This window comes from Curtobacterium sp. MCSS17_015, assembly GCF_003234265.2.
Taxonomy (GTDB): Bacteria; Actinomycetota; Actinomycetes; order Actinomycetales; family Microbacteriaceae; genus Curtobacterium.
The window spans coordinates 1,797,068-1,818,166 of sequence record NZ_CP126256.1 but is presented as its reverse complement, the minus strand read 5'-3'; the positions used below and the strand labels follow the sequence as shown (position 1 = coordinate 1,818,166).

Sequence of the window (21,099 nt, the reverse complement as noted above, 5' to 3'; positions counted from 1 at the left end):
TGGGCGACGCTCGGCGACCGTGACGACTGCGGTCGCGGTCGTCGTGGGCGCGGTCGTCGCCGGTACCGCGCTCCTCTCCGACGGCTACCACGCCCAGCGCGTCGACCTCGGCGACGGCACGGTCTGGGTCCCGTCCGCGGAGTACGGCGCCATCGGCCGCGCGAACCCGGGCATCCTCGAGCTGAACACGGCGGTCGAGACCTCGTCGGACGCCGTGTCGGTCCTCCAACGGGGTTCGACCGTCTACAGCGTGGACGAGACGAAGGGCACCGTCGCCCGGGTCGACGTCACCGACGCGACCCTCGGGGACGCGGTCACACTGCCTCCCGGGAGCCCCCGCGTGCTCTTCGCCGGTGCGACCGCAGTCGTGGGCAACGGCGAGACCGGCGGGCTCTGGACGACCCCCGCAGCCGACCTCGACGAGTTCGACGCATCGACGGAACCGGACCTGACGCTCGGCGCGGACGCGGTGTTCGACGCGTCCGAGGAGCGCGTGGGCGTGTACTCGCCACGGACCGGGACGGCCTCGCTCGTGTCCCTCGGCGACTCGCCCTCGGTGCGGCAGCGGTGGACGGTCCGGATGGACCGGGATCACGACTTCCAGGTCGCGGCGATCGGCGACCACGTCGCCGTCCTCGACCGGACGGACCGCGTGCTCTCGGTCGACGGGCGGGACGTCGAGCTCGGTGACCGGGTCGGTCAGGCGCCGGCGCTGCAGCACTCGAGCGCCGACGGTGACACGGTCGTGGTCGCGGGATCGGCGGGACTCGTCCGCGTCTCCACGTCCGGGGCCGTGACGGGGACGACGCTCGACGTGTCCGGCCGCGCCGCCCGGCCGTGGCTCGACGGGCGGTGCACCTTCGGAGCCTGGAACGGCGGTCAGGCCGTCGACACGTGCAGCGGCCGCGCCCTCCAGCGACTCGACCGCATGCCCGGCGGCGCTGCGCTGCAGATCGTCCACAACGGCGAGGCCGTCGTCGCGAACGACCCCGAGACGGGTCGGTCCTGGGCGGTCGACCGCAGCGGCCAGCTCATCGACAACTGGGCCGACCTCGTCGACCGCGAAGCCGACCAGCAGCAGGAGCGGACCTCCGACGACGAGGCCGAGGTCGAGGAGGACCAGGCGCCGCCCGTCGCCGTCGACGACGACCTCGGAGCCCGCCCGGGGCGGACGACCACGCTGCCGGTGCTGCTGAACGACCACGACCCGAACGGCGACCCGCTCGTCATCGACGAGCTCGGCCCGGTCGACGAGTCCGTGGCGCGGGTGGCCGTGGTGTCGAACGGCCAGCAGCTGCAGATCGCCCTGCCGGCGACCGCTACCGGTGTCGTGTCCTTCCCGTACACGATCACGGACGGGAACGGTGGGTCGGCCACCGCCACGGTCCGGGTGACGGTCCGGCCGGAGTCCGAGAACGACCCGCCGCGTCAGGCCCGCGACACCACGGCGGACGTCGTGCAGGGCGGACACGTCTCGACCAACGTGCTCGGCGACTGGATCGACCCGGACGGCGACCCCGTGTACCTCGCGTCGGCAGCCCCGTCCGACGGCGACCACACCTCGACGACACCGGACGGGCTGCTCGACTACCGCAACGACAGCGGGAAGACGGGCGACCGCGTCCAGCAGATCACGGTGAGCGACGGTCGCGAGCCTGGTCGGGGCTCGGTGACCGTGGCCGTCGCCGCCCAGGGGGACGTCCCGCTGCGGGCGGACGCCTTCCCCGTGGATGGCTACGCCGACGAGGCCTTCACGGTGGAGCCGCTCGAGCACGTCCGCGGTGGCAACGGTGCGGTCACCCTGACGAGCGTCTCCTCGGCCCCTGGACTCACGGTGACCCCGAGCTACGACGCCGGCACGGTCCGGGTCGAGGCCCGGTCCGCAGGGGACTGGCAGCTGGAGTACACCGTCTCGGACGGGACGAAGACCGCGAGCGGCGTCATCCGTGTCACCGTGCAGGCCCCACCGGACGCCTCCGCTGCCCCGGTCACCACCCCGAAGACGGTGTTCGTCACCACGCTCTCCTCGAAGGACACCGACGTCACGGCGACGGACTCCGACCCCGCCGGCGGGGTGCTGCTCGTCACCGGGCTGGACGGGCCGCCGTCAGCATCCGGTGTCCGGGCGAGTGTGCTCGACCAGCACGTCGTCCGGGTGGCGCTCACCGCCCCGCTCGACGGGCCGGTCTCCTTCGGGTACACGGTGTCGAACGGGCTCGCCACCGCGACCGGCACCGTCACCGTGGTCGAGATCCCGAGACCGGACCGCATCCAGCCACCGGTGGCCCAACCGGACACGGCGACCGTCCGTGTGGGGGCCGTGACGGACATCGACGTCCTCGACAACGACAGCCAGCCCGAGGGTGAGGCGTTGTCGCTGCTGCCGGACCTCGTGCAGGGCGTCCCGCGGGGCGGCGGACTGCTCTTCGTCTCGGGCGACCACCTGCGCTACCTCGCGCCGACCACGCCGGGAACGTACACCGCCGCCTACCGCATCGCCGGTCCCGACGGGCAGACCGCGGATGCGACCGTGTCCGTCTCGGTGCGCGAGCGCGACCGTGTGACGAACGCCGCGCCGGTGCCCCCGACCGTGACCGCGCGGGTCGTCGCCGGACAGTCCGTCCGCGTGGCGGTACCCCTCACCGGGACCGACCCGGACGGTGACTCGGTACAGGTCGTGGGCGTCGCGTCGAACCCCGCCAAGGGTTCCGTCGCCGACGTGACGAGTGACTCCCTCACCTACGAGGCAGGCGACTACGCGGCCGGGACCGACGAGTTCACCTACACGGTCGTCGACGCGCTCGGCGCCCGTGCCGCCGGGACCGTCCGGGTCGGGATCGCCCCACGCGCCGACCAGGCCGGCAGCCCGGTGGCCGAACCGGACGCCGTCACGATCCGTCCCGGTGGCACGGTCACGGTGCGCGTGCTCGAGAACGACTCCGACCCGGAGGGCGGTGACCTCACCGTCACGTCGGCCGAACCGACCTCGTCCGACGTCCGGGCGGAGGTCCTCGGCGGGGAGACCGTCCGGGTCACGCCGCCGGCGTCGGCGTCCCGTGGGGACTTCGCCGTGTCGTACACCGTCACCGACGAGCAGGGAGCGACGAGCACCGCCTTCCTCACGGTGACCGTCGACGAGGACGCGCTGCCCCTGCGTCCCGAGGTCGACGACACGGTGCTCGACCTGCAGGACGTCCTCGGGCGGCAGACCGTCACGGTCGACGTGCTGCGCAACGTGTTCTTCGCCGAGGGCACCGATGCCGACCTCCGCGTCGGGTTGCTGTCGGGCTACGGTGACGGTCCCTCGGTGACCCGCGACGACCGCATCGTCGTCCGTGTGACCGAGTCCTCGCAGGTGATCCCGTTCTCGGTGACCCGTCGCGACCACCCGGACGTGGTGTCGTACGGCTTCGTCCACGTGCCGGGCTCCGACGACGCGCTGCCGCAGATCGACCGGACCGCTCCGGCGATCACGGTGCGGAGCGAGTCGACGGTCCGGATCCCGCTCTCGCGCTACGTCGTGACGGCGAACGGGGGGACCGCTGCGGTGACGGACCCCGGGGCGGTGAAGGCGACGCACGCGGACGGGAGCCCGCTCGTCGTCGACGACTCCACGCTGCAGTTCACCTCGTCGAAGCTGTTCTTCGGCAAGGCCTCGATCTCGTTCGAGGTCACCGACGGTTCCGATGCGAACGGAGGCGCCGGCCGGGTCGCGACCCTCGTGCTGCCGATCACGGTGACCCCGCGCTCGAACCAGCCGCCGGCGCTGACCGGGACGACGATCGAGATGGAGCCGGGCAGCCGTCGGGTCCTCGACCTCACGAAGCTCACGGACTACCCCTACCCGGCGGACCTGTCCGAACTCCGGTGGACGGTCATCGAACAGCCCGGCGACGGCACCCGGGCGTCGGTGTCGGGCCGTCGTCTGACGATCGACGTCGGTGACTCCGCCAGGACGGGCAGCCGCGCCGTCATCGGCGTCGGCGTGGCGGACTCGACGGACCAGGGGCGGTCGGGGCGCATCGCCGTCGACGTCGTCGGCTCGACGCGCCCGCTGGTCCAGCCGGGAGCGGACGCTGCCGTCGTCCGCCGTGGCGAGTCCACCACGGTCGACGTGCTGGCGAACGACCGTCAGACGAACCCGTTCCCCGGTCGGCCCCTGCGGGTCACCGACATCCGTGGTCTCTCCGGTGGTCTCCCGGCAGGCGTCTCGGTGAGCCCGAGCGCCGACAAGAGCCGCCTGCGCGTCGCCGTCGCCGCTGGCGCGTCGACGACCGACACGCACCTGCAGTACCGCGTCACGGACGCCACGGGCGACGACGCGCGTGCCGTCTGGGGCGACGTCACGATCTCGGTGCAGGACGTCCCCGACGCCCCGGGCACCCCCACACGGACCGGTGCCGAGACCGGCGGGCAGATCACCCTCACGTGGGCGACGCCGCGGTCGAACAACGCGCCGGTCACGGGCTACCGCGTGACCGGCACGAACGGGATCACGCAGGACTGCGGGACCGCGACGGTCTGCACCGTCACCGGCCTGGACGCGACGGCCTCCTACCGGTTCCGCGTGGTCGCCGAGAACGCGGTCGGCCGGTCCGACCCGTCCCCGCAGTCCGCGGTGATGAGCGCGGACTTCGTCCCGGCGGCACCGGTCGGCCTCACCGTGGTCCCGGACCCGACGAACCCCGACCAGGTCGACGTGTCGTGGCAGGCCGTCCCGCGCCCCTCGCGTGGCAGCGCGGTCGACGACCACCTCGTGACCATCACGGGACCGGGCCTGTCCGCGACGACACGGACCGGGACGGCGACCTCGACGTCGTTCTCCGGAGCGACGAGCGGTGCCTCCTACGTGGTCACGGTGTCGGCCCGTAACGACGCCGGTCGTGACGGCACCGTCGTGCAGTGGAACAGCGCGACGGCGACCGGGACCGCCGTCGGCCGGCCCGGCGCGCCGCAGGACATCCGTGCCGTCACGGGGGACGTGCCCGACAGCCGGGGGAAGTCGATCGTCACGGTCACCTGGGCCGCGGCGGACGGTGCCGGTGGTTCGGGTCCGACCTACCGCGTGTACCGGGTCGGCGTCGGAGCGACCCCGAGTTGCGCGGCCCTCGCCGGTCAGACGCCGGTCGGTACCCAGTCCGGCACCACGGACGCCGGTGTCGGCGGCGGGGGCACCCGGTACGCGGTGGTGTCCGACAACGGTCTCTTCTGCAACGTGGGCTACGCCGACGCCGTGACCTACGAGACCCCCGCCGGCACACCCGACCCGACGCTCGAGATCGTCGCCGGGAGCAGCGCGACGCAGTCCGACCTCCGGGTCACGGCCCCTGGTGGCGAGGTCGACCACTACCGCCTGCAGACCGGGGGGACCGACGTCGACCTGCGACCGGGCCAACGGTGGACCGGCGTCCCGGGGACCGGGGCCCGGAACGCGCCGGCCGAACTCACGCTCCAGGCGTGCGGCGCGCCCGGTGACGCCTTCTGCACCGCGGACGCCTGGCGCGGGACGGGCGTCGCGTTCGACACCTCGAGCACCGTGACCGCGGCTCGCGAGGGGCACCCCCTCCCGGTGGACGGTCCCACGGTCTCGGACGGGGTCCGCGTCGTCTCGTACACCGTGCGCTGGTACACCGACGGTGTCGGCAGTGCTCCGCTCGCGGGGAACGAGACGAGCACCTGGCAGGCGGGGGAAGCCCCACCGAGTGCTCCCGTCGGGGTCAGGTCGGTCCGGGTCGGGGTCACGCTCACGGCCACCGGCGGAGTGCCGTACACGGCGACGACGGGGGACGCCTCGCCGGTGTCGCCCGTCGCCCCGCTGGCGCCGCCGCCCGCCGAGGGGCAGACGCCGAGCCCTGACCCCACCGAGCCGGCCCCGTGACCGCCGCTGCGCGCGGCACGGGCACGCCCCGCCACGCCGTCCCCACCACCGAAGGAACGACTCCCGCATGAGCATGACCCCGGAGCAGGCCGCCTGGTTCGCCGACGTCGCCGGCCGCATCGTCACCAACGTCGAGCAGGTGCTCCTCGGCAAGACGTTCGTCATCCGCCTGGCGGTCACGGCGATGCTCAGCGAGGGACACCTGCTGCTCGAGGACGTCCCCGGCACCGGCAAGACGAGTCTCGCGCGGGCCCTCGCGCAGAGCGTGCAGGGGGCGACCAGCCGGATCCAGTTCACCCCGGACCTGCTGCCCGGTGACATCAGCGGCATCAGCGTCTACGACCAGCGGGCGCAGGAGTTCGAGTTCCACCGGGGGCCGGTCTTCGCGAACATCGTCCTCGCCGACGAGATCAACCGGGCCAGCCCGAAGACCCAGTCCGCGCTGCTCGAGGCGATGGAGGAGTCCGCCGTCACGGTCGACGGCGTCACGCACCGGCTCGCGCAGCCCTTCATGGTGGTCGCCACCCAGAACCCGATCGAGCAGGCCGGGACCTACCGGCTGCCCGAGGCACAGCTCGACCGCTTCCTCATGAAGACCTCGATCGGTTACCCGGACCACGCCGCGACGGTGAGGATCCTCGAGGCCGCCTCGGCGCCGTCCGTGTCCGTGCCGCTCGCGAGCGTCGTCCCCGCCGCGACCGTCACCGAGATGGCCGCCCTGGCGCGCACCGTCCACGTCGACGCGGTCATCGCGGACTACGTCGCCCGCCTGGTGGACGGTACCCGAGCCGCCAGCGAGGTCCGGCTGGGTGTCAGCGTCCGCGGCGCGATGGGCCTGATCCGTGCGAGCCGTGTCCACGCGGCCGTCAACGGACGCCACTACGTCACGCCGGACGACGTGAAGGCCCTCGCGCAACCGGTCCTCGCGCACCGCCTGGTCCTCGACGCCGAAGCCGAGTTCGACGGGGTCGACGCGTCGAGCGTCATCGCCCAGCTCCTCGTCGAGACGCCCCCACCCGCCGACCGGGTCCCACGGTGACCGATCGCCGGCCCGTCGACACGCGCTCCCGTCGTCCCGTCGCGACGCGGTCGCGTCGTGGCGCGGCGCAGGAACGCACCGGGACGGTCGCCGGCCTGACGAACGTCCGCACGCGTCTCGTCGGGGACCGTGACGACGTCGCCGCCGACGCGGTCGTGGGGGTCGTCCGTCTCTGGCGTACGGCCTGGAGGCTCGCCCGCCGTTCCTGGGACGAGGTGTCGTCGGTGGTCACCGGCCTGGGGTGGACCGTCCTGGCCCTCACGGTCGTCGCGTTCGTCACCGGGTACCGCTTCGGTCTGCGCGAGGTCGTCGTCGTCGGGTGGGCCGGGGCGGTCCTCGTCGTCATCGCGGCGATCGCGCTGCTCGGCCGGTCACGACTCGTGATCCGGATGTCGCTCCCGCAGGCCCGGGTGGTGGTCGGTGGCGAGGCCGGGGTGACCGTCACGGCCGAGAACCCGACGCGCCTGCCCTCGGTCCCGACCACGGTCGAACTCCCCGTCGGCACCGGCCTGGTCGACGTGGTCGTCCCGGCGGTCGCTCCGAACGGGAGCCATGAGCAGCACGTCCCGGTGCCGACGACGCGTCGGGGTGTGCTCGACGTCGGGCCGCTGACGGGGGTCCGGGCGGACCCGGTCGGGCTCGTCCGGCGCGAGGTCGTCTGGACCGCGCGCGAGCAGGTCGTCGTGCACCCGCGGACGATCGCGATCCCCTCGACGAGCACCGGGCTCGTCCGTGACCTCGAGGGCCAGGCGACCACCGACCTCTCCCCGGCCGACATCGCGTTCCACGCAATCCGGGAGTACGTGCCCGGCGACCACCCACGGACCATCCACTGGAAGTCGACCGCCAAGACGGGCGCGTTCATGGTGCGGCAGTTCGAGGACACCAGGAGGTCGCACCTGGTCGTCGGCCTCGGGGTGTCCCGCTCCGAGTTCGACGACGACGAGGAGTTCGAGCTCGCGGTCAGCGTCGCCGCCTCGCTCGGTGCGCGAGCGGTCCGGGACGGCCGCGAGGTGACCGTCGTCGTGTCGGAGCGGACCCCGGAGTTCGCGAAGCGGCCGGTCCGTGCCGTGCAGACACTGCCGACGGTGACCCCGACGCGGCTGCTGGACGCGTTCGCCAGCGTGGGGCTCGCCGACGCGTGCCTGCCGGTGGCCGAGGTCGCGGGCATCGTCGGACGTGACACGGTGGGGATCTCGGTCGCGTTCCTCGTCGTGGGCTCGACCGTGGGCGTCGCGGCGCTGCGGCTCGCGGCCAGCCGGTTCCCGGTCGGTGTCGAGGTGGTCGCCGTCGTCTGTGAGCCGGAGGCGGTGCCGCGTTCGGTGCGGGTGGCCGGGTTGACGGTCATGACGATCGGGTACCTCGAGGACCTCCGGCACGCCCTGCACCGGTCGGTGAGCGCATGAGTGTCGACTCCGGCCAGCGGCGTCCACGCGGAGCAGCGCGTCGGGACCGCCCGTCGCCGGTGCGCCTCGTCGGCGGGACGCTCGCGGTCTGGCTCCTCCTCGCGGTCGCGAGCGTCGCCTGGTGGCCCGTGTACCAGGACACGTCGATGGTCGCCGCGGGCGTCACGGCGCTCGTCGTCGGGTCACTGGTGGCGGTCCTCGGTGCCGTGTCGCGCCTCCCGGCCGCGGCCGTGGCGGTCGCCACGGTCGTGGGGTTCGCCGCGACGGGCGTGCCGACGGCGGTACCGGACGAGGCCGCCGGCCTCCTCCCGACCGGTCGCGGTCTCGTCGACCTGTTCGCCGGTGTCGCCCTCGCCTGGCGGCAGCTCCTCACCGTCGACCTGCCGGTCGGGTCCTACGAGGCGCTCCTGGTGCCGTACGCCGTGTCCGTGCTGCTCGCTGCAGTGACCGGTGTGAGCGTCGCCACCAGGGCCTCCCGTCCGGAACTCGCCAGCCTGCCGGCGCTCGCGCTGTTCGTCGCCGGAGTGGTGGTCGGTCCGTCGCGACTCGAGACGTCCGTCGTGCTCGCGGTGGTCCTGGCGGGCATCGCGCTCGTGTGGGCACTGACCTCCCGGCACGTCCGGCGAGCGGTCGCCGTCGCCGGCACGACCGGCGCGCGCGTCCCGGTCGGCCGGGCGGTCGTCCGGCCGGCCCTCGTCGGCACGGCCACGATCGCCGTGGCAGCGGTGGTCGCGACCGGGCTCGGTCTCGTGGTGACGCCCTCCGCGGCGCGCACGGTCGCCCGGACGGACGTGGTCAAGCCGTTCGACCCGACCACGCAGGTCAGCCCCCTGAGCGGGTTCCGGGCCTACCAGCGGTCGGACGAGGCCGACCGGACCCAACTGACCGTGAGCGGCTTGCCGGCAGGGGGCTTCGTGCGGGTCGCCACGCTCGACACGTACGACGGCGTCGTCTACCGGGTCGGTGGACCGGACGGGGCGGCGGCGTCCGGGTCCTTCGAGCGGGTGCCGACGTCGGTCGACACCCGCGACGTCCGCGGCACCCGGGTCCGGGTCGACGTGCGCGTGAGCGGCTACCGGGGCGTGTGGCTGCCGACCGTCGGCGACCTCGAAGCGGTCACGTTCCGCGGCGCAGCAGCCGACGAGGAGCGCTCGGCGTTCTTCCTCAACCGCTCGACCGGCACGGCCGCCCTCGTCGACGGGGTCACGGGTCGGACGCGCTACTCGCTGTCCGCCGTCCTGCCCGACCAGCCGACGGAGGACGAGCTCGTCGACGCCCGACCCGGCGACGCGGCCGTGCCGACGCCCCGTTCCGTGCCGGATGCCGTGCGGGACGTCGTGCGGGCCGACACCGACGACGGCACGGCCCCGGGGGCGCAGCTGCTCGCGGTGCTGCGGGCGCTCGCGCGCGACGGGTACGTGAGCCACGGGGTCGGAGACGACCGCCCGAGTCGGAGCGGCCACGGCGCCGACCGAATCGAACAGCTGCTCACCGCGCAGCCGATGGTGGGGGACCAGGAGCAGTACGCGGTGGCCGCAGCGCTGATGGCGCGGGAGATCGGTTTCCCAGCGCGGGTCGTGCTCGGGTTCACCCCCGGTGGTGACTCCGGAGCACCGGCCGACACGACGGTCGACGACACCACGACGTTCCGCGGATCGGACGTCACGGCGCGCATCGAGGTCGACACCGCGCAGTGGGGGTGGGTCATGCTCGACCCCAACCCGGACGTGCGGGAGATCCCGGACGAGTCGGAGCAGACGCCGGAACCGGTGACCCGTCCTGAGACGGTCGTGCCCCCGCCACCCGCCGAGCCGCAGGAACAGGACCAGCAGACGCCGCCGGACGCCGACCGCGAGACCCCACCCACGCAGCCGCTCTGGTTGCAGGTCCTGCTCGCGGTGCTCCCGTGGGCACTCGGCGTGCTCGGTCTCTCGATGGTCCTGCTGCTCCCTGCCGCTGGCATCGTGCTCGTGAAGCGGCTCCGCCGGAGGCGACGGCGCCGTGCTCCGGATCCCAGAGCGCGTGTGGTCGGAGCGTGGGACGAGTACCGGGACGCCCTCCTCGACGGTGGTCACGACGTCGTTCCGACCGCCACCCGTCAGGAGGTCGCGTCGACCGCGCCGGGCTCGGACGGGGCCGCCCTCGCCGCGGGTGCCGACGCCGCGGTCTTCGGTCCGGCCGACGTCGACGACCAGACCGCCGAGCGGACCTGGGCGATCGCCGACACCGCGATCGTCGCGCTCGGGTCGGGGCGTGATCGTCGTGCCCGGTTCCGGGCGGCGACCTCGCTCCGCTCACTGCGGTCACGGCGTCCGGCGTGGTCCGTGCCGTCGAGGCATGCGGCGGAACCGGCGGAGTCAGCGTCGGCGGGGCCTCCGGCGGCCGTGGGAGGTCGCTCCGAGCGGCGGTGACTACGATGTCCGGAGGCCGGAAGCACCTGGCGAACGGTCGGACGAGGACAGAGGCACCCTGTGATCAGATGCGAACACTGCGGATCGACGCTCCCGGACGGAGCGATCTTCTGCGGTGAGTGCGGACGAGCCGTCACGACCTCGGCAGCGCGTCGCACTGCACCCGTCGAACCCGTCGACCGCGGGACCCCGCCGCCCTTGCAGCAGCCGGGCGCGCACGGGCGGAGTACGGACCAGGCTGCCGACGCCTGGTTGCCGGAGTCGACCCTCGACCCCGCGACCCGTGCCTGGTTGACCGGCATCGACCGCGGTGCGTCCCCCGCCGGGCAGACCGAGGGGACGGACGGCGCGCTCGCTGATCACGAGGCTCCGCCGACCGACGAGACCGCGGTCGACCCCGCCCTGTCGGCGGACGCCGACCACCACGACCTCGCGCCGCGCAGCGCCCCGACGCACGTCCACGGCTCCGGCACCGGCCTCGGGGACTGGACCGGACGCTCGGCCGCTGCGACGGACGACGTGTCCGCCGAACCGACGCTGGATCCCGATGCCTTCACGGCCGAGGTGGTCGCTCCGCAGGACGACCCCGAGGTCCAGCGCGCCGACGCCTGGGACGCCGGAGCCGGCACGCCCGAGGCGGGCAGCACGCCGGCGTGGGAACCGCCCGCCGCCGCTGCCGCGCCCACGTCCGGTCCCTCGTGGTGGATCGGCCGTGCGCCGTCCGTCGACGCCACCGGTGGTCCGGCGAGCGATCGCCGCGTCACCGACGACACCGCGTCCGGCACCCCGTCCGATGATGCGCCCCGCCCCGGTGACACCGCCGCCTTCCAGCCGCTGGCCGAACGTCGGACCCCCCGCCCGGCACCGCTCGTCGCGCCCGGCAGCCAGAGCACGACCTGTCACGTGTGTGGCCACATGCTCGAGCCCGACGACATCTTCTGCGAGGAGTGCGGGTCGGTCCGTCCCGCCGTCACGGCCGCCTTCACCGGTCCGGTGATGCCGTTGCCGCTCACCCGTCCGGACTGGGCCGCCGACGAGGAAGCCCTGCGCAGCGCGGTCTCGGACGCCCACGAGTTGACCGAGGAGAAGGACGGGCTGCCCGCCGAGGGGTCCGACGTGCACGACGCCGGTGACCAGGACGACGCGGTGCGCGTCGGAGCCGACGGCACGGACGGTGCTGCCGGGTCCGAGGATCCTGCCGACGACGGAGTGCGGGACGGTTCCGGCGGTACTGGTGCGGGCGACCACGCCGACCGACTCCCGGCCCCTGGCACCGCCTCGGACGGTGCTCCTTCCCCCGACCCGGAGATCTCCAGCGAGGCGGCGGAGGGTGGCGCCGCCTCGGATGGTCCCCGTGACCCGGCGGGTTCCGACGATGCCGGCGAAGGTGACGTCACCGGCGAAGGCGACGTCACCGGCGAAGGCGACGTCACCGGCGAAGGCGACGTCACCGGCGAGGCGACGGACTCGTCGCTCGACGTTCCGGACCACGACCAGGCCACGGAGACCGGAGCGGAGGCCCGTTCCGAGACCGACGTGCACCTCCGGCCCGCCGCCGCGCCGCTTCCCCCCGTCGCCGCGCCGCTTCCCCCGGTCGCCGCGCCGCTCCCGCCGGTCACCCCTGCGTCACCGACGGGTGCAGCGGAGCGCACCGAGGCCGTGACGGACGAGGACGCCAGCGCGGACGAGGACACGAGCGCGGACGACGACGTCGAAGCGACACGGATCGTCTCCCGGGCACCTGCGCAGGCACCGTTCCTGCTCCACTTCAGCACCGGCGAGCGTCTCGGTGTGCACGGATCCGCGCTGCTCGGCCGACTGCCTCGGCCCGAGGCCGACGAACAGTTCGACGGTCTGCTGACGATCCGCGACCCCGGCAAGTCGGTGTCGAAGACGCATCTGGAACTCGGACGGGACGGCGACGACCTCTGGGTCTCCGACCGGTACTCGGGCAACGGCACGATGATCCGACACATCGACGGCTCGATCCGCCGGTGCGAGCCAGGACGTCGGTACCGCGTCGAACGTGGTGCCCGCGTCGACATCGGGGAGCAGTTCTTCCTCGTCCAGTGACGCTGGTCGGTCGATCGACGCCTGGTCGTCCGGTCCTCCACGGAGGGTCGACGACCGAAGGGGCTCCCCACTCCACAGGGCTCGGCGACCGTCCGCACCATCCACAGTCGCTCGCCGGGAGCGACGACGTGGTCCCTCGTGGCCTGAGATCGGTGCATGAGCCCACGTGTCACGCGTCGCATCGTCTTCGTCGTCGCGTTCGTCGTCGCGGTCGGTGCGACGGCCGCCACCGGAGCGAGTCGTCCGGTGCTGCTCGTCGCGGCAGTACTGAGCGCGATGATCGGCCTCGCCGTACCCTCGACCGGCGGAGCGGACGACGTGCGGACCGTCGTCGTGCCGGCCCCACAGGAGCAGCCGGGCGGGGGAGCCGGAGACGCCGACGCACCATGCGCCCGGACCGGGCCCGAGGCGGGCAGGCTCGAGGGAGACCCGCCACAGAACGGGCGTCTCCTGGTGCTCGGGCGGGACCCGGCAGGACGGGCGATGACGGCCGACCCTGCTGCAGGAGTGCTCGTCCGAGGCCGGGGCGCACTGGCACGTGCCGTCTTCACCGCACTCGTCGACCAGCTCGACGGCCTCCACCCCACCGGTGCTCCCGCACCCGCGGGTCCTCGTGCATCCCTGCGCATCGCGGCTGACGTCGGCGTCCTCGGCGATCGGGTCGTCCGGCACACGATGCCGGAGGGGAGCGCCGCCGCCTCGCTGCTGACCGACCACGGTGCCCGGCTCGGGACCGTCGTCCTGGTCCCGGGCCTGGGATCCATGCCCAGACGCTGGGCGACCGTGGTGGAGGTCACGCGCTACGGATGCCGCCTCCGGACCGCCGAGACGGACATCGGCGCGGGCTCCGCGCGGAGCGGTGGCAGCACGGAGTCGAGCACCACGCCAGCGGTGGACGCGGACACCGAGCGTGACGAGGGTGTCGCGGTGGGAGCGGGGCCGGACCAGGGCCCGTCCCGCGACGGCGACGGGGTCGTGCTCGCACCGACGCTGCCGCTGCTCGTCGTGCCGACCGGAGCGAGCAGTCCCCTCGCGACCGCATCATCGGCGGGACCCGGGCCGGTCGAGCTCGTTCGCCACGAGCCCGATCAGCGCACCGCAGGTCAGCGCAGGCCTGCGCCGACCCGGATGGCCCCGACGGGCGAGCCGCTACCGAGGACGCGCTCCCCGGTCACCTCGAGCACGCCGGCGGCGGCGTCCGCATCGACCAGGCCGTTGCGCACGAGCAGCGTCAGGGCCGCGAGCGTCCCGGCGCGCAGGGCACCGTCGAGGACCTTGACGGCGACGGCCGGGCCGCCCGGCACGCCCATGACCATGACGCCCTCGGCGCCGAGCTTCGCCAGCAGGCCGAGCCGCTCGATGGTGACGGTGTTCGCACGCCCGACGCCGTCGATCGCCCAGGGGTCGGCCAGGACGGCATCGGTCAGGGCAGCGGTGTCCTCGTCCGCACGGGAGACGACCCCGGCGATGCCCCGGGCCAGCCCGGTGAGTGTGAGCGGGAAGACCGGTGCTCCGCAACCGTCCGTCCCGACGAGGTCGACGACCTCACCGGTGGCGTCCTCGACCGTGCTCCGGACCGCCTGCTGCAGCGGGTGCCGGATGTCCAGGTAGGTCGACTCGTCCCAGCCGTGGACACGGCACGCGGCGAGCATCCCCGCGTGCTTCCCGGAGCAGTTCATCGCCAGACGACGGGGGCCGCTCGTGTTCCGCGCGGTGTCCCGGTCGAACGGCAGGTCCGGCGGGCACCCCAGGTCCTCCTCGACGTGGTCGAACCGCTCGAGCATCCGGAGTGCGAGTGACTGGTGGGACGGCGTCCCGGCGTGGCTCGCGGTCGTCATGACCAGCTCGTCACCCGCGAACAAGGCGCCTGCGCGGCGGATCGCGAGCGCCTGGAGGGGCTTCATCGTCGAGCGCGGGTAGATGCTCGCGCCGGCGTCACCCACGGAGTCGAGCACCGTACCGTCCGGACCGACGACGACCCCCGCTCCGACGTGGCGACTCTCCTCGAAGCCGGAGCGGTCGAGGACGGCCAACTCGACCGACCCGTCGGCGGTGAGAGGATGACGGTCGGTGCTGGTGGCCGTGCTCATGGCGCGATCCTACCGACCACCTCCACGACGAAGGGACCGCGATGAACGACCACTCCTACGAGGTCTCCGTGCACTGGACGGGCGACCGGGGGACCGGCACGAGCGGGTACCGCGACTACGGCCGTGACCACCTCGTCAGTGCCGACGGCAAGCCCGACGTCCTCGGCAGCGCCGACCCGACCTTCCGCGGCGACCGGGACCGCTGGAACCCGGAGGAGCTGGTCCTCGCTGCCCTCACCCAGTGCCACATGCTGAGCTACCTGCACGTCGCCGTCACCCGTGGCTTCACCGTCGTGCAGTACGACGACCGTGCCACGGCGAGCCTCGACCTCCACCGCGACGGTTCGGGCGAGCTCACCGGGGCCGTCCTCCGTCCCGTCGTCACCATCCGGGAAGCCGATCGTGTCGAGGACGCCGTGTCCGCACACGCCGAAGCGAACCGCCTCTGCTTCATCGCACGATCGGTGGCGTTCCCCGTCCACCACGAGCCCGAGATCGTCGTCCTCGGAGCCGACACATCGGTGGGTACGGCAGGATGACCCGTGTGAAGCGTCTCCGTCTGCTCCCGATCGCCCTCGTGCCCGCCGTGGTCCTCGGCCTCGCGGCCTGTTCCGGCTCCGGCTCCTCGGACGCCTCGGCGTCCGCCACGTCGACCCCCGGCGCGACGGCGACGCCGATCTCGTCGTGCCCGAAGCCGGGGAAGGCGTCGGACTCGATCACCGCCACGGGTGCAGTCGGCGGGTCGACCGCGCCCGAGGTGACGTTCGACGACGGCCTCTCCGCCGCCCCGCCGCAGGCGACCCGGACCGTGGAGGGCAAGGGCGACGCACTGGCCGACGGCGACTTCGTCCAGGTCGCGTACACGGCGTACGACGCGAAGGACGCGAAGAACCTCGTCACCGTCGGCTTCGACCAGGGCAACCCGCAGGTCCTCTCCGTCGGCGGCACCGGCTTCGGCGCGCTCCTCGCCTGTGCACACGTCGGTGACCGTGTCGCCGTCGTCGGGCAAGCAGCCGCACTCGGCTTCAACACGAGCGGGTCGATCGTCGTCGTCGCGGACGTCGTCGAGCAGACCCCGACCAAGTCGACCGGCACGCCGCAGGACCAGGACCCGGCGCTCCCCACGGTGGAGGACAAGGCGGACGGCGAGCCGGAGATCACCATCCCGGACACCGACGCTCCGACGAAGACCACGGCCGAGGTCATCAAGCAGGGCGACGGTGACGTCATCGAGGACGGCGACACCGCGCTCGTGCAGTACAAGGGCGTCGCGTACGAGGGCGGCAAGGAGTTCGACTCCTCGTGGTCGAAGGGCTCGCCGACGACGTTCACGATCTCGAACAGCGGGCTGATCCCCGGGTTCGTGAAGGGCCTGGTCGGTCAGAAGATCGGCTCGCAGGTGATGATCGTCGTCACCCCGGAGGACGGCTACGGCGCCAACCCACCGGAAGGCTCGGGCATCCCGGCCGACGCGACCCTGGTCTTCGTGGTCGACCTGCTGGCCAAGGGCTGATCCCGGTGTCGAGCCGCCGCCGCGTCGTCCTCCTCGGGAGCACGGGGTCGATCGGCACCCAGGCGCTCGACGTCATCGCGCGCAACCCCGACCGGTTCGAGGTGGTCGGCCTGACCGCCGGCAGCAACGCCGGAGCCCTCGCTCAGCAGGCCGATCGCCTCGGCGTCCGGGACACGGCGCTCGGTGCCGCCGACGCGGAACGCCTGGTGCGCAGCGTCGAAGCGGACGTCGTCCTCAACGGCATCACCGGCTCCGTCGGCCTCGGCCCCACCCTCGCCGCCCTCGAGACCGGGGCGACGCTGGCCCTGGCCAACAAGGAGAGCCTCATCGTCGGCGGTGCGCTCGTACGGGCCGCCGCCGCGCCCGGACAGATCGTCCCGGTCGACAGCGAGCACTCCGCGATCGCGCAGGCCCTCCGCTCGGGGAGGGACGCGGAGGTCCGGCGACTCGTCCTCACCGCGAGCGGCGGCCCGTTCCGTGGTCGGAGCCGCGAGGAACTCTGTGACGTCACGCCGGCGCAGGCGCTGGCCCATCCGACCTGGGACATGGGTCTCGTCGTCACGACGAACTCCGCGACGCTCGTCAACAAGGGCCTCGAGGTCATCGAGGCCCACCTGCTCTTCGACGTGCCGTACGACCGCATCGACGTCACGGTGCACGCGCAGTCGGTCGTCCACTCGATGGTCGAGTTCGTCGACGGCTCCACGATCGCGCAGGCGTCCCCGCCGGACATGCGTCTGCCGATCGCCCTCGGGATGGCCTGGCCGGACCGCGTGCCGGACGTCGGCGTGCCGCTGGACTGGACGACCGCGAGCACCTGGACCTTCGAACCGCTCGACTCCCGTGCCTTCGGCGCCGTCGACCTCGCCAAGCGTGTCGGCGTGCTCGGCGGGACGTTCCCCGCCGTGTTCAACGCGGCGAACGAGCAGGCCGTCGCCGCCTTCCACGCCGGTGCCATCGGCTTCCTCGACATCGTCGACACGGTGGCGCGGGTCATGGACGGGCACCGCGCGGGGGAACCGTCCCTCGAGGGCGTCCTCGCCGCCGAGCGGTGGGCGCGGCAGCAGGCCGACCGCATCCTGACCCGCTGAGTCGACGCGCGCCTCCCGGCCGGTCCGTCCTGCTCTGGAGGCTCGCACCACCACCCAGCCCGCGTACGGCTGGGTCATGGTGAGCGTCCCGTACCCTTTCCCGGTGACCGTCGGAACCGTCCTGCTCTTCGTCCTCGGCGTCGTCGTCTTCATCATCGGTCTGCTGGTGTCGATCGGCCTCCACGAGCTCGGCCACCTGGCCTTCGCCAAGCTCTTCAACGTCAAGGTGACCCAGTACTCGCTCGGGTTCGGCAAGGCCGTCTGGTCCTTCCGGCGCGGCGAGACCGAGTACGGCATCCGGCCGATCCTGCTCGGCGGCTACATCTCGATGGTCGGCATGCTGAAGCCGCGCGCGTCCGGGCGTGAGATCACGAACACCGGCATGTACTCGGCGTTCGTGCAGGACGCCAGGGCCGCCAGCGCCGAGCAGATCGCGGAGTCCGGTGGCGACGACTCGCGCGCCTTCTACCGACTCACGCCGTGGAAGCGGATCATCGTGATGGTCGCGGGGCCGGCGATGAACCTGGTGATCGGGGTCCTGCTGTTCGGGGTGCTCCTCGTGGGGTTCGGTGCCCCGACCACGACGTTCACGACCAGGGTCGACTGCGTGCTGCCGACGAGTGCCCGGACGACGTGCACGGACGGCGATGCGGTCTCGCCGGCGAAGGAGGCCGGGATCCGGTCGGGCGACGTGGTCGTGTCGGTCGACGGGCGGCGCAACCCGACGATCACCGAGGTCTCCGAGCTGTTCCAGCGCTCCGCGGGGGAACAGGTCACCGTGGTCGTCGAGCGCGACGGAGCCGAGCGCACGTTGCAGGTGACCCCGCAGCTGGCCACCCGGGACGTGTACACCGAGGACGGTGCGGTCGCGGAGAACAGCGACGGGACGACGAAGACGCAGCGGGTCGGGGTCGTCGGGGTGAGCATCGGCCAGACGCTCGTCCGCCAGTCGCCGGCGGCGGTGCTGCCCGCGGCCGGTGCCCAGATCGCCGCGTCCGCCCACCTCATCATCGACCTGCCGCAGCGCCTCGTCGCCGTCTGGAACGCGGCGTTCGGCGCACAGGAGCGGGCGCAGGACAGCCCGGTGTCGGTCGTCGGCGTCGGACGGGCGATCGGCACGGTGTCGTCGATGAGCGGCGTCCCCGTCGTGGACAAGGTGTACACGATCCTCGGTCTGTTGGCCTCGCTCAACATCGGGCTGTTCGTGCTGAACATGGTGCCGCTGCTCCCGCTCGACGGCGGCCACATCGCCGGCGCCCTGTGGGAAGCGGTGAAGCGACGCACCTTCCGGCTGTTCGGCAAGGCGGATCCGGGGCCCATCGACCTCGCGAAGACGATGCCGCTGACCATGGTCGTGGTCGTGCTCCTCGCGGGCATGAGTGCGCTGCTCATCTACGCCGACCTCGTGCGACCGGTGGACCTGTTCGGCTAGTCGCCGTCACGGGCCCGGACGAGCACTACGCTGGCGCGCATGAGCGCAGAGCCAGCGGCCCGTCCCCGGTCGTCGACCGTCGAGCAGCCGTCCGCCACGGGGACCCGGGCCATCGAACACCAGGGGATCGACGTCATCGGCGAGGGTGAACGCAAGGGACGCCCTCGCGGACTCTTCTGGCCGTGGTTCGCCGCGAACATCTCGGTGCTCGGGCTGGCCTACGGCTCGTTCGTCCTCGGTTTCGGGATCTCACTCGCACAGGCGCTGGTGGTGTCGGTCGTGGGCGTGGTGTTCTCGTTCCTGCTCTGCGGCATCGTCGCCGTCGCCGGCAAACGCGGCTCCGCACCGACCATGGTGCTGAGTCGTGCCGCGTTCGGTGTCCGCGGCAACCGGCTCCCCTCGTTCCTCAGCTGGGTGTTGACGGTCGGGTGGGAGACCGCCCTCGCCGCACTGGCGGTGCTCGCCACCTCGACCGTGTTCCGCGAGCTCGGGTGGGACGACGGCGTGCTCACGAAGCTCGTCGCACTGCTCGTCGTCGCCGCACTCGTGGTCGGCGCCGGGATCGCGGGCTTCGACGTCATCATGCGGTTGCAGACGTGGATCACCGTGGTGACCGGCCTCCTGACCGTCGTCTACGTGGTGCTCGCCCTGCCCTCGATCGACCTGGGACGGCTCGGGGCGCTGCCGGCGGGGAGCGCGCAGCAGGTCGTCGGCGCGCTCGTCCTGGTGATGACCGGCTTCGGGCTCGGGTGGGTGAACGCCGCCGCGGACTACTCCCGCTACCTGCCGCGGTCGTCGTCGACCGGGGGTGTGGTGGGCTGGACGACGTTCGGCGGTGCGCTCGCGCCCGTGGTCCTCGTGGTCGTCGGCGTCATGCTCGCGGGCTCGTCCGACGACCTCGGTGCGGCGATCTCCGTCGACCCGATCGGCGCCCTCGTGACGGTGATGCCGACCTGGTTCCTCGTGCCGTTCGCCGTCGTCGCGATCCTCGGACTCGTCGGCGGTGCGGTGCTCGACATCTACTCGTCCGGACTCGCGCTCCTCAGCGCCGGGGTCCGGATCCCGCGTCCGGTCGCGGCCGGTGTCGACGGTGTCCTCATGGTGGCGGGGGCGGTCTTCGTGGTGTTCTTCGCGACGGACTTCATCGGCCCGTTCCAGGCCTTCCTCATCACCCTCGGCGTGCCGATCGCCGCCTGGTGCGGTGTGTTCGTCGCGGACGTCCTGCTCCGCCGTCGCGCGTACGCCGAGGGAGAGCTCGACACGCCGCGAGGTCGGTACGGGGACGTGCGGTGGTCCGCGATCGGGCTGGTCGTCGTCGGGTCGGTCCTCGGCTGGGGGCTCGTCACGAACACGACGGCGGGCGCGGAGCTCGTGCACTGGCAGGGCTTCCTGCTCGGGCCGTTCGGCCTCGGCGGCGTGACGGGGCCGTGGGCGTACGCGAACCTCGGCGTGCTCGTGGCGCTGCTCGTCGGGTTCCTCGGCACCCTGCTGCTCGGTCGGGGCGCGGTCCGTCGGCAGGAGTCGCTCCCGGTCACCGAGCCGGTGTCCCGTGTCCCCGAGGGGGAGCTGCACCCGTGATCGACGCATCCGACCCCACCGACGCGTCCGACCCCGCCGACGGGTGGCTCGTCGTCATCGACATGCAGCGGGTCTTCACCGGTGCCAGCCCGTGGGCGGCACCGCGCTACGCCGACGCCGCCGCGGCGATCGAGGAGCTGCTCCCGCGGTTCCCCGGACGGACCGTGTTCACGCGCTTCGTCGCGCCCGAACGGCCGACGGGTGCCTGGCGGCCGTACTACCGCGACTGGCCCTTCGCCCTCGTTCCCGACACCGACCCGCTGTACGCGCTCACCGAGCCGTTCGCCGGGCGGGCCGAGCGTGGCGACCCCGTCGTCACCGAGACGACCTTCGGGAAGTGGGGGACGAGCCTCCGACGGGTCACGGGGGAGCAGCCGCACCTCGTCCTCGCCGGTGTCTCGACCGACTGCTGTGTCCTCTCGACCGCCCTCGCGGCCGCTGACGCCGGTGTCCGTGTGACGGTCGTCGCCTCCGCGTGCGCCGGCGCGAGCGACGCCGACCACGCACGCGCCCTCGACGCGATGCGCCTGTACGCCCCGTTGGTCACGGTCGTCGACTCCCTGTGAGCGGCCCGCACCGCGTCCCGCG

The 21,099-nt window shown here is 73.1% G+C and carries 12 protein-coding genes and 1 pseudogene; 12 read left to right on the top strand and 1 reads right to left on the bottom strand.

From position 1 onward, the window contains the following. The first annotated feature begins 19 nt into the window (after positions 1–19). From DEJ18_RS08500 to DEJ18_RS08480, 6 genes and pseudogenes are all read left to right on the top strand, one after another. Positions 20–5,878 (top strand): Ig-like domain-containing protein, encoded by a 5,859-nt coding sequence (locus DEJ18_RS08500; RefSeq protein ID WP_146241584.1) that lies wholly within the window; start codon positions 20–22, stop codon positions 5,876–5,878. A gap of 67 nt (positions 5,879–5,945) precedes the next feature. Next, positions 5,946–6,917 (top strand): AAA family ATPase, encoded by a 972-nt coding sequence (locus DEJ18_RS08495; protein WP_111081666.1) that lies wholly within the window; start codon positions 5,946–5,948, stop codon positions 6,915–6,917. After that, positions 6,914–8,323 (top strand): DUF58 domain-containing protein, encoded by a 1,410-nt coding sequence (locus DEJ18_RS08490; RefSeq protein ID WP_111210757.1) that lies wholly within the window; start codon positions 6,914–6,916, stop codon positions 8,321–8,323. The genes DEJ18_RS08495 and DEJ18_RS08490 overlap by 4 nt, the downstream gene beginning before the upstream one ends. Continuing rightward, complete coding sequence (locus tag DEJ18_RS08485) at positions 8,320–10,734, top strand: transglutaminase TgpA family protein (protein WP_111210756.1); 2,415 nt, start codon at positions 8,320–8,322, stop codon at positions 10,732–10,734. Before DEJ18_RS08490 ends, DEJ18_RS08485 begins: the two co-directional genes overlap by 4 nt. Before the next feature lie 60 nt (positions 10,735–10,794). Beyond that, positions 10,795–10,863: pseudogene (locus DEJ18_RS16000) on the top strand (zinc-ribbon domain-containing protein); the annotation flags it as partial. Positions 10,864–10,932: 69 nt separating this feature from the next. Further along, positions 10,933–12,807 (top strand): FHA domain-containing protein, encoded by a 1,875-nt coding sequence (locus DEJ18_RS08480; protein ID WP_220034332.1) that lies wholly within the window; start codon positions 10,933–10,935, stop codon positions 12,805–12,807. A 1,103-nt stretch (positions 12,808–13,910) separates the two neighbouring features. On the opposite strand, the gene DEJ18_RS08475 is transcribed toward DEJ18_RS08480, so the two are convergent. Continuing rightward, positions 13,911–14,897 (bottom strand): asparaginase, encoded by a 987-nt coding sequence (locus DEJ18_RS08475; RefSeq protein WP_111210754.1) that lies wholly within the window; start codon positions 14,895–14,897, stop codon positions 13,911–13,913. Positions 14,898–14,938: 41 nt separating this feature from the next. On the opposite strand from DEJ18_RS08475, the gene DEJ18_RS08470 reads away from it, so the two are divergent. The 6 genes from DEJ18_RS08470 (at position 14,939) to DEJ18_RS08445 (ending at position 21,077) form a co-directional block, all read left to right on the top strand. Further along, positions 14,939–15,436 carry an OsmC family protein gene (locus DEJ18_RS08470; RefSeq protein WP_111210753.1) on the top strand — a complete coding sequence of 166 codons (498 nt, stop codon included), beginning with the start codon at positions 14,939–14,941 and terminating at the stop codon, positions 15,434–15,436. 5 nt (positions 15,437–15,441) lie between these two features. Then, positions 15,442–16,410, top strand: a complete 969-nt coding sequence (locus tag DEJ18_RS08465) for an FKBP-type peptidyl-prolyl cis-trans isomerase (RefSeq protein WP_111081673.1) — start codon at positions 15,442–15,444, stop codon at positions 16,408–16,410. A gap of 5 nt (positions 16,411–16,415) precedes the next feature. Beyond that, complete coding sequence (dxr, locus tag DEJ18_RS08460; protein ID WP_111210752.1) at positions 16,416–17,501, top strand: 1-deoxy-D-xylulose-5-phosphate reductoisomerase; 1,086 nt, start codon at positions 16,416–16,418, stop codon at positions 17,499–17,501. A 103-nt stretch (positions 17,502–17,604) separates the two neighbouring features. Next, positions 17,605–18,933, top strand: a complete 1,329-nt coding sequence (locus DEJ18_RS08455) for a M50 family metallopeptidase (protein WP_181434213.1) — start codon at positions 17,605–17,607, stop codon at positions 18,931–18,933. A 39-nt stretch (positions 18,934–18,972) separates the two neighbouring features. Continuing rightward, a complete protein-coding gene (locus tag DEJ18_RS08450) occupies positions 18,973–20,511 on the top strand; it encodes a purine-cytosine permease family protein (RefSeq protein ID WP_111210750.1) in 1,539 nt (512 codons plus the stop codon). Beyond that, complete coding sequence (locus DEJ18_RS08445) at positions 20,508–21,077, top strand: cysteine hydrolase family protein (protein ID WP_258376942.1); 570 nt, start codon at positions 20,508–20,510, stop codon at positions 21,075–21,077. The genes DEJ18_RS08450 and DEJ18_RS08445 overlap by 4 nt, the downstream gene beginning before the upstream one ends. Positions 21,078–21,099: the final 22 nt, after the last annotated feature.